This window comes from Desulfosporosinus sp. FKB, from assembly GCF_002196705.1.
Lineage (GTDB): Bacteria > Bacillota > Desulfitobacteriia > Desulfitobacteriales > Desulfitobacteriaceae > Desulfosporosinus.
Window position 1 is genome coordinate 67893 of the sequence record NZ_NADJ01000034.1, and the last position, 16336, is coordinate 84228.

15 protein-coding genes are annotated in these 16336 nt (G+C 42.0%); 9 read left to right on the forward strand and 6 right to left on the reverse strand.

Features of this window, described 5'->3' with window-relative positions:
• Positions 1 to 7 precede the first annotated feature (7 nt).
• Entirely contained in the window at positions 8 to 253 is a 246-nt protein-coding gene (locus tag B5Y67_RS12880; protein WP_088226839.1) for a DUF4405 domain-containing protein, read from the reverse strand.
• Positions 254 to 498: 245 nt separating this feature from the next.
• Here B5Y67_RS12880 and B5Y67_RS12885 point away from each other — a divergent pair, with 245 nt between their 5' ends.
• The 5 genes from B5Y67_RS12885 to B5Y67_RS12910 all read left to right on the forward strand — a co-directional run bounded on the left by B5Y67_RS12885 (position 499) and on the right by B5Y67_RS12910 (position 4583).
• The gene (locus B5Y67_RS12885) at positions 499 to 1713 is read left to right on the forward strand and encodes an MFS transporter (RefSeq protein WP_282432777.1); all 1215 of its coding nucleotides are present in this window, start codon (positions 499 to 501) and stop codon (positions 1711 to 1713) included.
• A 230-nt stretch (positions 1714 to 1943) separates the two neighbouring features.
• Positions 1944 to 2990, forward strand: a complete 1047-nt coding sequence (locus B5Y67_RS12895; RefSeq protein WP_088226842.1) for a phosphodiester glycosidase family protein — start codon at positions 1944 to 1946, stop codon at positions 2988 to 2990.
• A 92-nt stretch (positions 2991 to 3082) separates the two neighbouring features.
• A complete protein-coding gene (locus tag B5Y67_RS12900; RefSeq protein ID WP_088226843.1) occupies positions 3083 to 3697 on the forward strand; it encodes a DNA-3-methyladenine glycosylase in 615 nt (204 codons plus the stop codon).
• Between the two features lie 140 nt (positions 3698 to 3837).
• Complete coding sequence (locus B5Y67_RS12905) at positions 3838 to 4002, forward strand: aspartyl-phosphate phosphatase Spo0E family protein (RefSeq protein ID WP_088226844.1); 165 nt, start codon at positions 3838 to 3840, stop codon at positions 4000 to 4002.
• A gap of 86 nt (positions 4003 to 4088) precedes the next feature.
• Positions 4089 to 4583, forward strand: a complete 495-nt coding sequence (locus tag B5Y67_RS12910; RefSeq protein ID WP_088226845.1) for a GNAT family N-acetyltransferase — start codon at positions 4089 to 4091, stop codon at positions 4581 to 4583.
• Positions 4584 to 4619: 36 nt separating this feature from the next.
• Here the strand turns inward: B5Y67_RS12910 and B5Y67_RS12915 are convergent, their stop codons facing one another.
• A complete protein-coding gene (locus tag B5Y67_RS12915) occupies positions 4620 to 5591 on the reverse strand; it encodes a cation diffusion facilitator family transporter (RefSeq protein WP_088226846.1) in 972 nt (323 codons plus the stop codon).
• 141 nt (positions 5592 to 5732) lie between these two features.
• Between B5Y67_RS12915 and B5Y67_RS12920 the strand changes: the two genes are divergently transcribed.
• Positions 5733 to 6356: a GDSL-type esterase/lipase family protein gene (locus tag B5Y67_RS12920; protein ID WP_242975963.1), complete on the forward strand. Its 624-nt coding sequence runs from the start codon at positions 5733 to 5735 to the stop codon at positions 6354 to 6356.
• Positions 6357 to 6475: 119 nt separating this feature from the next.
• Here B5Y67_RS12920 and B5Y67_RS12925 read toward each other — a convergent pair whose 3' ends face one another.
• A complete protein-coding gene (locus B5Y67_RS12925; RefSeq protein WP_088226848.1) occupies positions 6476 to 7120 on the reverse strand; it encodes a TVP38/TMEM64 family protein in 645 nt (214 codons plus the stop codon).
• A gap of 164 nt (positions 7121 to 7284) precedes the next feature.
• Here B5Y67_RS12925 and B5Y67_RS12930 point away from each other — a divergent pair, with 164 nt between their 5' ends.
• The 3 genes from B5Y67_RS12930 (at position 7285) to B5Y67_RS12940 (ending at position 13598) form a co-directional block, all read left to right on the forward strand.
• The gene (locus tag B5Y67_RS12930) at positions 7285 to 8832 is read left to right on the forward strand and encodes a sensor domain-containing diguanylate cyclase (RefSeq protein ID WP_088226849.1); all 1548 of its coding nucleotides are present in this window, start codon (positions 7285 to 7287) and stop codon (positions 8830 to 8832) included.
• A gap of 164 nt (positions 8833 to 8996) precedes the next feature.
• Complete coding sequence (locus B5Y67_RS12935; RefSeq protein ID WP_088226850.1) at positions 8997 to 12302, forward strand: EAL domain-containing protein; 3306 nt, start codon at positions 8997 to 8999, stop codon at positions 12300 to 12302.
• A gap of 135 nt (positions 12303 to 12437) precedes the next feature.
• Positions 12438 to 13598: a PLP-dependent aminotransferase family protein gene (locus tag B5Y67_RS12940; protein WP_088226851.1), complete on the forward strand. Its 1161-nt coding sequence runs from the start codon at positions 12438 to 12440 to the stop codon at positions 13596 to 13598.
• Positions 13599 to 13762: 164 nt separating this feature from the next.
• Here B5Y67_RS12940 and cobS read toward each other — a convergent pair whose 3' ends face one another.
• Genes cobS through cobT form a run of 3 tightly spaced genes read right to left on the reverse strand, consistent with a single transcriptional unit; the run spans position 13763 to position 16259 of the window.
• Positions 13763 to 14500 (reverse strand): adenosylcobinamide-GDP ribazoletransferase, encoded by a 738-nt coding sequence (gene cobS / locus B5Y67_RS12945; protein ID WP_088226852.1) that lies wholly within the window; start codon positions 14498 to 14500, stop codon positions 13763 to 13765.
• 3 nt (positions 14501 to 14503) lie between these two features.
• Positions 14504 to 15130: a bifunctional adenosylcobinamide kinase/adenosylcobinamide-phosphate guanylyltransferase gene (gene cobU, locus B5Y67_RS12950; protein WP_088226901.1), complete on the reverse strand. Its 627-nt coding sequence runs from the start codon at positions 15128 to 15130 to the stop codon at positions 14504 to 14506.
• Between the two features lie 49 nt (positions 15131 to 15179).
• On the reverse strand, positions 15180 to 16259 hold the full coding sequence (gene cobT / locus B5Y67_RS12955; RefSeq protein WP_088226853.1) for a nicotinate-nucleotide--dimethylbenzimidazole phosphoribosyltransferase: 1080 nt from the start codon (positions 16257 to 16259) through the stop codon (positions 15180 to 15182).
• Positions 16260 to 16336: the final 77 nt, after the last annotated feature.

Genomic DNA, 16336 nt, shown 5'->3' on the forward strand with positions numbered 1-16336 from the left:
CCTACACTTATAATTTCCTTAGGTTCTGGAAAACCCTTTTATACCACTTCCAGTGACCACAAAAATGATAAACAGAGACAACGATTAGAATAATGGAAGCCCATTTATGGATGGTTTCAAAGAACATGGCTAATTCGTCATTTCCTGAATCAAAAGGAAAGATAAACCAGACGAGAAGACCTGTAATTGACACTATCAACAATAACAAGATGAGCGCAGTATCAACCAGAAAATAATTTTTTGCTTTATTCAAGCTACACCTCCCAAGAGATAGTTCAGATCGTCGGCCACGTCATAAAGAGTTCCTTACTTTGTTTAATACGACCAATGCTTTCAAGTTATAATCTGTGGAAGGAAGATTTGGTGAGGTTATTTGTTTGAGAAGCAAGCTTTTTCTTAGAGCTTGCTTTATCTTGCTTACCGTTCTTCTTGAAGCTATACTCTAGCTATAACAATTTTCTCGAGCTAAATTCTCCCAATAAGAGAGGTGCGAGCGTCATTAACAACTTTACAACCTTAAGGAATAAATCATTAGCTTTATTAATGACCTCCCGTGTAGCTAATACGTTAGCAATTCAGATGCTGACGGTCGCTGTCGGATGGCAAATGTATTCCTTGACACACTCAGCATTTTATTTAGGGCTTGTCGGATTAGTTCAGTTTATGCCTATGATTTTTTTAACCCTTGTCGTTGGACATGTTGCTGATCGCTATGACCGAAAATTAATTATCTCGATAAGCCAGATGGTTGGAGCTATGTCCGTTTTCTTACTCGCGTTTGGGAATTTTCATGGCTGGATTAGTGAAGAAAGAATCCTGATCTTAATCTTTATTATAGGAATCGCCAATTCCTTTCAGGGCCCGCCGATGCAAGCGTTGCTTCCCAACATCGTCAGCGACGAAGTTTTTCCCAGGGCGGCGGCTCTTGTGGCTTCAGCCTCTCAATTTGCAGTAATTATTGGCCCTGGTTTAGGAGGTATAATCTATTCCTTCGGCCCTGGAGCAGTGTATACTATCACCGGACTTTTAATATTCACCTCAAGTGTACTGATACTTTTTGTTTCAGTAAGAAAAGACCAAGTTAAAACAGAATCTAAAAATTTAAAAACCTTGTTTGCAGGTATATCCTTTATCAGAAGCAGGCCTGTGATCCTTGGTGCTATTTCTCTTGATTTATTTGCCGTATTATTTGGCGGTGCCACGGCCTTGCTCCCCATTTATGCCAGCAAAATACTCTTTATTGGTTCCTTTGGACTGGGAGTACTCCGCTCAGCTCCGGCTGTTGGAGCACTGTTAATGTCAGCTTTTCTGGCCAGATATCCGCTTAAGAAAAATGTCGGGCGAACTATGTTTCTAGCTGTAATTTTCTTTGGCGTCGCCACTATCATTTTTTCGTTATCGACTTCCTTTATTGTATCTATTTTGGCACTTATTTTATTAGGAGCTTCTGATGTCATAAGTGTTGTTATCCGTTCGACCTTTGTTCAAATGGAAACTCCTGACACAATGAGGGGCAGAGTTAGCTCCGTAAATATGCTCTTCATAGGTACTTCCAATCAGCTTGGCGAGTTTGAATCCGGTCTGACAGCTTCTTGGTTGGGTACAGTTCCGGCAGTTTTCATTGGAGGAATCGGAACCATAGCCGTCGCTCTTCTTTGGATGAAACTGTTTCCTGAACTTCTGCACATTGATAAGTTAGAAGTTAGAAGGTGAATTATTAACCCAATAATCATGAACTTAGCTGTCCACCCAGTAACAAAATTACTGGGTGGATTTTTAATACAATTGTTCGAAGGTATCACATTTTTCGAGATGAATTTTATCCGTCATATGACCGAAGAATGTATTTTGTTTCCGAAAATTGGGTTAACGTTTATCGTGAAATATGTTGTAGAATATAGATATTTAAGGTATCGTGTTTTCTCCAAGAGAATGGAGGTAAAATGAGTAATACAGGAATTTCTCGGTCATCTGACCCAATGGGGAACCAGAGGCTACAGCGAAAACCTGCCGGAATTTATTATTACAGCCGTAGAAAAAAACGGCTAAAGCAGGCTTTTATAGGGATGTTTGCAAGTTTCTCGATTTTCGTCTTGTGCTTTTTAGGATTTTTGTTTGCACCTGTTGAACCTTTTGAGTCCCTTCGCGATTTATGGGTAACTAGTGCCATGACTACGCTGCATCATCAATATTTGGCAACCTTTTTATTTAGTGAAGCGGAAATCAAAAAAATAATGGATAGTAATAAAATAGCCGATTTGGGGAATTCTCATCCTGATAATATTCGAACTCAAGGAACGGTCAATAACAGTGGAACGGAACTAATTGACATTAGTCAAAAGGGATTTAAGGGTTATTTGCTTAAGATTAATGATCCGGCCCGTGTTCAAGTCGCTGCGACGCGTTATCTGGGTAAGGTAGGAGAAAAAGCTGAGGATATTGCCAAGGAGAACGGAGCAAGTGCTGTAATCAACGGCGGGGTGTTTGATGATCCACAAGGAACCGGTAATGGCGGGCAGCCCCTCGGCATTCTTATTTCTGACGGTCAGATTCTGCATAAAGATCCCGTTTCATCCTTTGATATCATTGGGTTAAATCGCGATAATGTATTAGTTCTTGGACATTATACTTTAACCCAAATTAAACAAATGGATATCCGGGATGCAGTTACCTTTAGTCCGTTTCTTGTCGTCGATGGCAAGCCTTCAATTACATATGGAGACGGGGGATGGGGGATTGCTCCCAGAACAGCCATCGGACAGACTAAGGACGGCACAATCTTAATGCTGGTTATTGATGGGCGGCAAGTCGGCTCTTTGGGTGCAACCCTTAAAGATGTACAGGATATTATGCTTCAGTATGGCGCCTATAATGTTGCTAATCTTGATGGCGGTGCATCTTCAGTTCTTTATTATAACGGCAAGATAATTAATCATCCGTCAAGCCGTTATGGCGAACGATCTATACCATCGTTCTTTATTGTAAAATAGTTTTTAACGAGAAGTTAAAGTAATGATTTGCTTGCGGTCTTATAGAGCCGCTTATTAGTGCCGTCAGCGACAGTGGCGGAATGGAGGTAATTATGGTTATTACTAAGGAAAAGTCCTTTTTCGTCTATGGCCAAAAGGAGATAGACTATCTTCGAAGAAAAGATAAAAAACTGGGCGCAGCTATTGAGAGAATCGGTATAATCTGGCGTGAAATTACTCCAGATCCCTTCACTGCTTTGATCTCCAGTATTGTCAGTCAACAGATTTCCAGCAAGGCGGCAGAAACGGTTTGGAACAGATTAAATTTTCTATTTCCAGAATTGACGCCTGGAAGCATTGCTCAGGTTGATCTTGCTGAAATAAAAGCCTGTGGAATGTCGGAAAGAAAAGCAAGCTATATTAAAGGAATTGCAGAGGCAGCCATAACTGGAGTTATCGATTTCCAAAACCTAAATAAATTAACGGACGCGGAAATCACTTCCAAGCTTACTTCCTTACGAGGCGTGGGCCTTTGGACTGCGGAAATGCTTCTTATATTTTCTTTGAACCGTCCCGATGTCTTAAGCTTCAAAGATTTAGCCATTTGCAGAGGTATGATGAATCTATACAATCTTAAGGAACTTCCTAAAGAGAAATTTGAACGTTATCGAAAACGATATTCTCCCTATGGTTCGGTAGCCTCACTATATTTATGGGCTTTATCGTGATAGCAATGTCATTTCGATTTCGATCTTCAAAACAATGTTTTATTTTATCTCTAAAATAACCTCTAAAGAATTGAATTCTTTTGCTGATTAGAGTAATATGTTGACAGGAAATAAGGAATTATGATTGGGGAGGGGAGATTATGAATCAGGATGAAGTTTTAGGTCTAATTGAGAGTCTAAGATCTCAACTCGTCATGTTAGCCCAACGTAAGTCCTTGATTGATCCTGAAGTGATCAAGCTTAGCCAGCGTTTGGATTCGTATTTGACGCTCTATCATAACATTATGTCTAATTTTGTTAGTTAAGAAAATAACTATTGGGCAACTACCTGGCTGCTGATGGAATAGGATTTTTGTAACGTTAAACTATTATGAATCTAGGGGTTTTCCAGATGATGAGAAGAGCAGTAGTTGAAGATGTTCCGCAAATTATGGACATGGTCCAAAAGACAATTTTGGAAATGCATTCATATGGGAATTATCAATGGGATGAGAATTATCCACAAGCCGATGATTTTACGATGGATATTAAGGCAGGAAACTTATACGTACGAGAAGAGAAGGGTAATCTTGCGGCGTTTATCTGTGTAAATAGGGTTGAACCTGAGGAATATTCTCATCTTCAGTGGTTCTCCAGGGAAGGGATGGTAATCCACAGAATGTCTGTCCATCCCGATTATCGAAGGCGTGGTTTAGCTGTCGAATTGCTTCAATTTGCTGAGACCTTGGCGCGAAGCAATGATTTACCCTATTTGAAAACTGATACAAATTCAAAAAATGAAAAAATGAAGTCTCTCTTTATGAAATGCGGTTTTAAATTTATTGGTCAAATTAATTTTATGTCTAAAGAAGCCCCCTTTTTTTGTTACGATAAAGTTCTTGAGTAAAAGCGCTGAACATCAACTTTCGATGTTCAGCGCTTCTTAATTAGAGGATTCAATTGGCTGCCAATCTTTAATCCCATCATCTTCAATAATGCCTAATGTTACATCTGTGACATCTTCGTATGCCAATAAATTGTCTCGGATTTTGGCTTTGATTTTATCTGCTTCTGCTAAGGTAAACCCTCTGCGCAGTTCAATGTAGCTTTCAACGTGATAAAAACGTCCTTCCTGGAGGATACGCATTTTATTTATATCTGTCACAGCAGGATCGACCAAAATAATCTGAGATACTTTATCTTCCACCTCTTTGGGGGCGGAAACTCCAATAAGCCCGACCATATTGTCATACCCCACTCGAAAGGCAACTCCGACCATAAGCAGCCCGATTATGATCGCGGCAAATCCGTCAAGAGCCTTGAGAGGAGTAAAGCGTGTGAGTAGGATCGCTCCTAAAGCCAGAACTGCTCCGGAGGTGGCTACAAGGTCTTCATAAAAGACCAAACGGGTTGGGGGAGAAGCCTGTCTGACGTTTTTGAGTGCAAAAGGGATTAGATTTAGCCCTTTTTTATCACTGTGAGTCTCTTTGCCAATTTCACGGATTGCTTTAAGGAGAACGTAACCATCCGTTGCCATAGAAGCAACAAGACTAAAAATAGTAAATCCCAAAGTTTGAAACGACGAGGGATGCTTAATGAGATGGATTCCTTCGAGTACCGTTTCATAAGCCATAATTGTTACAACGATTACAGCCCCCATACAAAAGACATTAATGAGTCTGCCAAACCCCGTGGGGAAACGAGATGTTGGTTTTCGTTCCGCAAGGATGCTGCCGACAAAGACAAAGATCTGGTTAACCGTATCGGCCCCAGTATGCATAGCTTCAGCAAACATAGCCCCGCTTCCGCTGGTGAAAGCGGCAATGCCTTTAATCACAACCAGTATGAGATTCCCTATGGAAGCATATAAGGATGAGGAATTCCCCTTCTTAATTAATTGCCAGAGATTATTCACGAATATCCACACCAATCAATCATGTTTCTTCTTAGCTTCTCTGAAATAAGGGTGTTTATTCGTCAGGCGTGACAGAAATGAATTGGAAATCATACCCTATTAGAAAAGAAAGATCTTTGGAAAGTAGGTGTGAATTTGTCGTTGTATCTGGCATTGGGAGATTCTATCACTGCTGGGTATGGGGTTGGAACGATTTTCTCGTTTCCGTCGATATATGCCCAATTTCTAAGAAGGCGTGAGCCGAATTTGCTGCTGCGTAACGTTGGGGTTAATGGTTTGACAACCGGCGGACTTTTAGTTTTGTTACGGCAAAACGCAGCAATACGTCGCTATGTTTGTCAGGCTTCGTTAATAACGATTACGATTGGTTCGAATGATCTTCTTCAATTTTTGAGGAATTCCTTGAGAAGTTCTGCCTGTATCTTTAGTCCCGCTCAGTTGTCTTTGACCCTCGTTTCTATGGGGAAAACCGTATCCCAAATAGGGGAAGAAATCAGAAGGATAAATCCAAAGGCGACACTAAAAATAGGTACTCTGTATAATCCTTTACCAGCAGGACCCTATGCGCGGTTCACTTGTCAAGCACAGCAAATAATTGACCAGGCCAATATGATGATTGCTGCCTGGGCAAACCGTTATGGGGGAAATGTTGCCTATATTAATCGAGAATTCCGCGGTAAGGAGCAACAATTAATAGGCCCGGATTTTGCTCACCCAAACGTAACAGGATATCAGAGGATTGCCAGAGCCTTTAGCCGAGCTTAAGATTTGCTGAGACAGCCTTCATTAATCATTGCATGAAGGCTTCTTATAGTTTGTGATGAAGTTCTCTATTAAGTATTAGGAAGAGAAGATGGAAAGGGAACTAGAGTGGTTTCTTGGTTTTAATGCTGGGGATCTGTTCTATTAGTTATGTACCAATAATAAATTACTAAGCCAAAGAGGATTATTCCTATACTTAAAGAAATAAGAAGACGGCCTGGATGGTGGGAAGCTCGCCAGAAATCATGGCCAACCCAAGATTCCCAAATAATCATTGGGAATTTTCCGCAAAGAGTAGCCAGAATAAAAGAGGGAAAAGGCATTTGAGATAATCCGGCCGAATAGTTGACGGCCGCAGAGGGAAGTATGGGAATGAGCCTGGAGAGAAAAACAATCGAAAAGCTGTTGCCCTCGATGAGCTTTCCCCATTTTCCCGATTGAGCGATTTTAGGTTGGGCCCAAGCTTGGCCTAGGGACCGAGAGAGCCAAAAGCCAAGAGCAGCGCCTAAAAGGCTCCCTGCCAGAGAAAGCGAAAAACCGCCAAGCCCGCCAAAGAGGATAGTGTTCACTCCGGCAACCAATACGAAGGGAACTACCGGAAAAAGCATTAATAGTGCAATTATTAAAATATCAATAAAAAGGCTTAGGTTTCCCCATTGTTTAATAAAGGTTTGAAGTACAAAAGGGTGTTGAAGCTTGGGATAGAGGATAATCACCAGAGAAAGGGAGAGCAACAAGGTGAGAAGGGAAAAATGTTTTTTTTTCAAGAGATACCCCCCCAATGAAGAGTTTAACAGCGCACCTATTGTTTATCCTAACATATTATGTACTCTTTTGAATAGAAGTGATATTCAATCTTGAAAAGACTTTTTCTTTTCTTGGTTTATGATAAAATATGGTTATGACATGAGAATGAAAGGGTGATAAACCCATGCCGGCCCAATCTAATATGTATCGTCTCAAACCCGAGGACATCTTTGGTCTTCTTCAAGAAATTAATCACCAAGAGAATTTAGAAGACGCCCTAAAATTACTGACAAAACGAGGGCTTGATTTTTTTAATTCGACGATGGCTGGTATTTGGCTATTTGAAGAACAAAAATTTCATTCTCTGACCATTAGTGCTCTTACAGAACAACAAGAAAGATTTTTAAAGCGTAGCTTTCTTTCTTCAGATTTGAGGGATTTTTTTAAAGGCATAATAGAAAGCGATACTTTTTTTGAGCCTAAAATTACGCTCCATGAAATTGACGAGCAAGGGTATGAACATGATTTCGGAGCATTAAAGAAGGGGTATTCTTTCACAGAATGGAGCGAACATCTACAGGAATTTGAAATACGGCGAATTTTATGTGTTCCTTTGGTTCATTATGGCCAGTTTTTTGGCTTGCTGGCTCTATTTAGTCCTAATCTTTTCGCCTTTGATGAAAATAGCGTCTATTGGCTGGAACAACTGATGCCCTTGATTTCTTCGAATGTCTATGAGCAGCAGCTGCGTTTGGCGGCTTTAGACCGTGAACAAGCTTTGTCACTGCTTTTACGGGGAACTGAAATTTTAGTAAAGGCTGTTTCTGAGGATCAATTGTTAGCTGAAGCCGGGGAAATGGCTATGGAAATTTTATATCTCGAAGCAGGCTTTTTTCATATGGAGCAAGATGGGGATTGGATCATACGGTCACCCTTTGGGCGGTTAAAGCACTTAGAAAAAGTTTGGCAAGAGTGGATGAATTCCGATAAGCAAATCCATTTTCCGTTGGGGTATGTACCACGTTCGACACCAACATTAAGGATTTTAGAAAAATCGGATCAAAGAGATATGCCATATCCTGTGAAGCGGATTTATGTCCATCCGATTATAGCCCATCGCGGGATTGTCGGGGAACTCTGGCTTATGGACTCAGGAGTCAGGAATCTTGAACAAACTCAAGAAATACTATCGGCTTTTGTCAGGATTTTAAGTATGTCTCTAGAAACGATACGCCAAAGGCAGGAACTTAGACGTTTGGCAACAACAGATTGCTTAACAGGGATTTTAAATCGTCAAGGTTTTGAACAGCGGATGTTGGGAGAAATGGCGAATACCTTGAGGCGCGGAACGACCTTTCAATTTTTGCTTCTTGACTTAGACGGTTTTAAAAATTTGAATGACACCCAAGGACATCCCGCGGGAGATCTTGCCCTCGTTCATGTTGCCCAAAACCTGCAAAAATCTGTTCGGTTAGGCGATATTGTTGCTCGAACAGGCGGTGATGAATTTGCTGTGGTCTTTACGGATTTAAAGGCAGGTACAGACGCCATTAAAATTATTGAACGGTTAAAGAAAAATTTAGACCTCGAAAAATTTGGTTTGGGTATAACCATTGGGGTTGCAGAATTTCCTACGGAATCTCAGGACTATGAAACATTATATAAAGTTTCCGATCGTCGGCTCTATATCGGAAAACAAAATGGGAAAGGACAAATCATTGTCAGAGACTAATCCTAGAATTATCTTGAACTGAAAAGCGAATTCTAAAATTCGGCCGGCCGTATGGCGGCCGTTTTTTTATACGGAAAAAATTTGTCTATATTTAGAAAAAAACCAATTATTAGCAGGATTTTCATTGAATCTTGGAGAATGGATTTCTAAGGAGGAGATCCATTATGATGGTTAACCTGAAATGGGACAATTTAAAACGAATTACCCCATGGCGCTTAACGAGCCTATATGCTTTAATTGGTGGCTTTTGGATACTTTTTTCTGATCGTATTTTGGGCTTTTTTATTCAGGATCAGAAGTTATATGTTCAGTTATCAACCCTAAAGGGGTGGGCCTATGTTTTTGTTACTTCGGTTTTTCTTTATCTGTTCTTTTACTGGGGATTAAAGTCACTTCAGGATTCTGAAGAAGCGCTTCAGGACAGTTATCAACGACTACAGTCAAAGCATAAGGAACTTGAAATTGCCCATGAAGAAATGGAGGCGACTCATGAAGAGCTTGTGGCCGCCGAGGAAGAGCTGAAGCAGCAATTTTATGAAGTTCAAGAACAAGAGGCGTATTATCGAAGGGTATATGAGGGAATTTCCAGCGGAATTATAGTGCAGAATCGCCATGGACAGCTTATTCATGCCAATGATGCTGCCTGTCGTTTGTTGAGGCGTGGCCGCTCTCAATTGAGATTGCCTTCTCCTATTGATGGTTCTTGGCGAGCTTATTTTTCAGACGGGACACCCTTTAAATGGGAGGGATTACCTAAGGATGCTTTAGCTCACAATGAAAAATCACCTCTTTATCGTGAACTGGTAGTTTCAGAGGGAAGTCAACAGAAATCCTGGCTATCGATCCATTCTGACATTATTCAAAATCTAAATTCTGATCATGATCAGGAGATCATAACAACCCTCGTAGATATTACAGAGGAGAAAACGTTAGAAATCTATGAACATCTTTTAAATGAAATCAATCAAATGGTGTTATCTGAAAAGACCCTGCCTGAAATTAAACGATATCTCTGCGAACAGCTTGTCAAGCAAATGGAATTTCCTTGGGTTTGGATCGGGGTAAAAAAGGACGATGGAATGGTTGAATTTCGGGCCCAAGCTGGTCTGAAGTATTTGGACTCTAATCCGATCCGTTGGGATGAATCCTTATATGGGCAAGGAGCAGTAGGACGGGCAATTCAAACCGGCTATAAACATGTGGAAGTGTTAGAGGGAAACCCCATTTTCGATGCTTGGAAAGATTTTATTGAGAAAAATGAACTTCGTTCAGTGGCAGTTTTTCCTCTGATCCATCAGGGAGAAACCTTTGGAGTTTTGACGTTATACTCGCGAATAATTGACTATTTTAATGAAAAGCGGCTAGCTTTTTTGGAACATTTCTCGTTTCAATTAGCCGTTATGTTTAATTCAGCAAGCGATCGGGAACATATGGAACGCTATCGCCTCTTAGCTGAGGATTCATTGGAAATGATTCTTTTTGTCCAATCGGACGGACGGATCATAGATGCTAATGAGGCTGCTATAAATCGTTATGGATATACCCGGGAAGAGTTAACGAGTATGTATATCCAGGATATACGCTTAAATGCTGACCGTGATAAACTTATCGAACAACTCAGGCTAGCACAAACCGGGATTCAGTTTGAGTGCATGCACCACTGCAAAGACGGCAGCATTTTTCCGGTCGATGTCAGCTCTAAGGGGGCTGTTTTTCGTGGCCAGTCAATAATCGTAAGTATCATCCGTGACGCCACAGAACGAAAAAATACAGAGGCTATCATCTGGCTGGAAAAAGAACGTGCGCAAGTTACTTTGGATTCAATTGGGGATGCGGTTATTACTACGGACGTTCAGGGTAATGTCGAATATCTTAACCCTATAGCTGAAGCCCTGACCGGTTGGAGTAATGCTGAAGCAGTGGGCCGTCCATTGGAACAAGTTTTTCGGATAGTCAATGAAAATACCAGCGCCCCCGTTGAGAGTCCCATTGTTCGCTGCCTAAGAGAAGGGCGTATCGTTGGCTTAGCAAACCATACTGTCTTAATCCATCAAAATGGACAGAGAATAGCCATCGAAGACTCTGCTGCACCAATTCGCGATCGGCAAGGTGCCGTTATTGGAGGAGTTTTGGTCTTCCATGACGTTAGTGACAAGCGAAATTTAATGAAGGAACTTGCACATCAAGCCCACCATGATTCTCTTACTGGCCTGCCAAATCGTCTTCTGTTCAATGAACTCCTGAACCAGGCGTTGGCACAAGCTCGGCGTAAGAAGAGTATGCTGGCAGTTTTGTTCCTTGATTTAGACCATTTCAAGCTAATCAATGATACTATGGGACATAATATGGGTGATCTTCTCCTTCAGCTGTGTTCGGAGCGACTTCAACAAGCGATACGTGAAGGAGATACTATTGCTCGTCAAGGCGGAGACGAATTTTTGATTCTTCTTCCCGAAATTAGGCGGGGAGAAGAAGCCGCCTATGTCACTGACAGGATCTTAAAAGTTTTTTTAGAGCCCTTTATGCTCAGTGGGAACGAAGTATTCATTAGTACAAGTGTCGGAATAAGCCTTTATCCTAATGATGGCAGTGATTTAGAATCTTTAGTCAAACAAGCAGATACAGCAATGTATTATGCCAAGGAGCAAGGCCGAAAAAACTATCAATTTTTTACACCGGAACTCAACAGCCGGGCACAGGAACGTCTCACGCTTGAGAATAATCTGCGTAAAGCCTTAGAACGGGAAGAGTTTGTTCTTAACTATCAACCACAAGTGGATTTTAGTACAGGACGGATTGTTGGCATGGAGGCCCTGATTCGTTGGAATTCTGCCGAGAGAGGAATCGTTTCCCCGGACGTATTTATTCCTATTGCTGAAGAAACAGGTTTAATTGTTCCTATTGGGGAATGGGTATTGCGAAATGCCTGTGCCCAAAATGTTGCCTGGCAAAAACAAGGACATCAGCCCTGGCGCATTGCTGTAAATATTTCGGCGCGACAGTTCCAGGAAGCCAATTTTATTGAATTACTGTCTAAAGTAATAAACGATACCGAAATGGATCCTCAGTGGCTGGAAATTGAAATCACAGAGAGCATTGCCATGAAAAAGGGGGAATCTTCCGTTAATTTATTACATCGTATTAAAGAATTGGGAGTTCGGATTTCCATTGATGATTTTGGAACGGGATTTTCGTCACTAAATTACTTACAACGATTGCCGGTAGATACTTTAAAAATTGATCAGTCTTTTGTTCGAGATATTACTGAAGATAATAATGGGGAAGAAGTGATTACTACAATTATTTTATTGGCTCGAAGTCTTCACCTTAGAGTAATCGCTGAAGGAGTAGAAACGAAAATCCAATGGCATTTCCTCAAAGAAAAACAATGCGATGAAATGCAAGGGTATTTCTTTAGTAAACCGCTCTTGGCAGAGGACATTGAACGAAGGTTCTTATTGTCCGATTAATACATAATGATTACAACAACTTGATCTCTGGCAGGAAATTATTTCAGAAAGTAGAATAATATATTAGCCAACTATATAAAAGAGAGAAGAATATCAAAATGTGACATATATCAGGTGAACTGAGGAGGATTTAAGATGCGGTATGCAAAATGGATGGCTAATATAGGTGAAAGCTTTATAGGGGAAATGCTAAAAGCTGCCCAGAATCCAGATATGATATCATTTGCCGGCGGTTTGCCGGCCCATGAACTTTTTCCGGATCAGGTCTTGCAGCGCAGTTTTCAGCGCGTTTTCGAGGAACAGGGAAAACCTGCTCTTCAATATGCTCAAACTGCCGGACATCCGCCCTTAAGAGAATGGCTTGCGAAAGAGCATCTGAGAAATGGTAAACCGGCTGAGATGGAAAACATCGTTGTGACAACAGGAAGTCAACAGGGCTTAAGTTTATTGGGTCAAACCTTTTTAGATCCGGGTGACGTTGTGTTTTTGGAAATGCCGACTTATCTGGGAGCGATTCAGGCCTTTCAGGCTTTTGGTGCTCGATTCAGGATGATTCCCTGCGATGATCAGGGGATCATTCCCGAGGAACTGGAGAAAATGCTTGGCGAAGTAACTCCCAAATTCTTATATCTTATTCCTAATTACCAAAATCCTACCGGTAAGGTGATGGGCCTTGCGCGCAGACTGCAGCTTTTGCGGGTAGCTCAAATTTATGATTTGCTGATCGTTGAGGATAATCCTTACGGGGAACTGCGTTTTGAAGGGGAAGCTTTGCCCAATTTAGTGGAATTGGGTGAAAATGTCATCTATTTGGGAACCTTTTCAAAAGTTTTAGCCCCTGGACTAAGGGTCGGATACGTTGTTGCAGATGCAGACATTGTAGATCACCTTTGCCAAACGAAAGAGGGGGTAGACTTACACAGCAATAATCTGACTCAGCGTGCGGTGTTAGAGTTTTTAAAAGAAGGTGTGCTCCCGGAACATATTCAAACCTTGCGAAGGGTCTATAAGGAACGAAGACAATCTATGGTTGAGGCTATTGAAAAGTATCTCGGTGACCAGGTGGAAATGATTGTGCCTTCAGGAGGTCTCTTTCTTTGGGCTCGTTTCAAAAATATAGCCAGCAGTTTTGATTATGTTGAGGAGACTATTCGTCAGAATGTTCTCTATGTTCCGGGCGCGGTCTTTTACACAGATCAGCGAGTCACTCCAGAGGTACGTTTGAACTATTCCTGCTCGACACCGGAAGTAATTGATGAGGGAATTAAGCGCTTAGCACGGGCGATCGTAGGCTAGATAATTATAGTCTAGATCAACGAAGATGATTTGCCAGGATAGCTACTAGGATGATTAAATAGGACTGTGAGAACTAATCAATAAGAAATTGGGGCCGTAACGAAGATTAATTCGTTACGGCCTCTTCCACAAATAATGAGCCTATTTAAAGATGTATTTTTATTTTAATGGAGAAAAGGAAAAGCTGCAAAAAGGCAAAGTACTTCAGAAAGCTCGATAATGGCTCCATAGAGATCGCCGGTCAAGCCCCCGATAAGGGAAGTGATTTTATGTGCCCAAAGGGTTACAGCAATAATACAAACGAAGAAGGAGATTATGCCTGCGAAGCCTGATAATAAATAGGAGATTCCACAGACTAGGGCTCCCGAAATAAGAAGTGTAATCCATTGAGTCGCCTCGTGAAATCCCTTGCCTAATCCTTGAGCTCGAGCATATGGAAAGGCTATGACGCCTATTTGAAAAACCCAACGCGAAAGCATAGGCATAATAAGAAGAAGAGAAAATTTTGCCGGAGTTAGACTTGCAAGTAAAGAAAATTTAAAGAGCAGTAAACCAAAGAGTGCCATGGAAGCATGGGCTCCAACTCGGCTGTCCTTCATGATTTCTAAGATCCGTTCCGGGCTGCGGGCGGACAGCAATCCGTCCATGCTGTCCATGAAACCATCAAGATGGAGCCCGCCGGTGAGCATTAGTTCGGCAGCTAAGAGGAGAGCACCTAACACCAACGGCGGAAAAAATGGAAACAACCCTTTGGCCAGAAGCCAAAGAATAAAGCCTATTAAAAGCCCTACTAATGGATAATAACGATAACTTCCAGTAAACTCTTCCGAGGTTACCTCCACCTTAGGTGAGGGTAAAGGAAGTCTGGTCAGGAAAGTGAGAGCGATGAGAAATCCGCGCATTGGCTATCTCTCCTTGCGCAGGGATGAGAGCAAGGCCTCGCCTGAATGCTTGATTTCCACGGGGAGACCCGCAGTGACCCAATAAACCTTATCTGCGCTTTGGGCGAGAATTTGATTACTTCGTCCTGCTAAATCGCGGTAAGCACGGGATAAGGAATTTTCCGGAACAATTCCCTGACCGACTTCATTGGTAACGAAAATAACAGACGGCTGAATTTCTTGCGCCAGGAGCCCTACTTCTTGTACGAGGGATAAGATTTTAGGTTCGATCATCTCATAAATGGTTTGGGTAATATGAGCTGATTGCGAAGCTTGTGCATTTTTCTCTGTCTCAGAAAGAAGAAGATTCGTGAGCCAAAGGGTGACACAATCGAGGAGAATAACCCCATTAGTCTCTTTTAGTTTCTGCAAGGTATCGGGAATATTTAATGGTTCTTCGATCAATTGCCAAGTTGCGGGCCTTTGTAGTTGGTGCTTTTTGACCCGGTGCGCCATTTCTTCGTCCAAGATTTGAGCCGTTGCAATATAAATGACAGGTCGACTGGGGTACGCCGTATGGGCAGCTAATAGTTCCGCAAAACTACTTTTGCCGCTTCGTGACCCTCCCGTTATAAGGGTGAATTGTGACATCGTTTTCAATGACTCCCCTCATTGTCTTAATAAACCCAATCACGTGGCCCTAATTTGCTTTTTCACTGACGCCTGCATCTTCAAAGGTCGCCATTTCGTTTAAAATGTGCAGGGCAGCTTCAACGAGGTGAAAGGTCAAGGCTGCTCCCGTGCCCTCACCTAATCTCATATCAAGATTTAGCACCGGTTCCAGTTTTAGTTCAGCTAGTGCTTTACGGTGCCCAATTTCGACGGATCCATGGGATGGGAGCATATAAGCCACGCTCTTGGGAGCAAGTTTAGCAGCAATTAAAGCTCCTGCTGTAGAGATAAATCCATCAATAACGATGGGAACATGACTGGCAGCGGCTTGAATGATGCTGCCTGCAATGGCGGCTATTTCTAGACCTCCAACTTTCATGAGGACATCAAGTGCATCCGTTACGTCCGGCCGGTTCACTTCGATGGCTTTTTTAATGGCTTGGCATTTTCTTAAGAGGCCTTTGTCATCAATTCCAGTTCCTCGTCCCACAACGGACTCAACGGAAGAATTCGTCAGGAGGGCTACAATAGCTGAACTGGGAGTGGTATTGCCGATACCAAGTTCTCCGGTAGCAAAAAGGTTATAGCTGTTTTGAATTTTTTCTTGGGCAACTTCAGCCCCGGTGAGCAACGCTTGGAGCGCTTCCTTCTTCGTCATGGCCGGCCCTTTCGTCATATTCCGAGTTCCGTCGGCTACACGCTTATGAAGGCAGTTACCTTCGAGAGGAAAAGCAACTCCAACATCGGTTAAAACGACATCAGCTTGGGCTTGGCGAGCCAAGACGTTAATAGCTGCACCGCCGTTTATTATATTATACGCCATTTGGGGAGTTACTTCCTGAGGAAAGGCACTGACCCCTTCTTCTACGACTCCATGGTCTCCAGCCATTAAGAGGACGGCTCTTTTTAAGAGTTTGGGCTGAGAAGTGCGTTGAATTCCGCCAAGCTGTTTCGCAAAGTGTTCTAACTGTCCTAAGCTTCCTTGTGGTTTAGTCAGGGAATCTAAACGTACTTGAATTTTGGCCATAGCCGCTTCATCAAGGTCGGAAACTGAGGTAATGAGATGTTGAAGTTGATCATGGAGTTGTGTTTCGGATAAATTTTTCATGACATAATCCTCCTTAATTTTCAGATGAAAAAAAGTAAAGTCCCGCCACAAATAATGTGGTCGGGACTTTGCCGTCG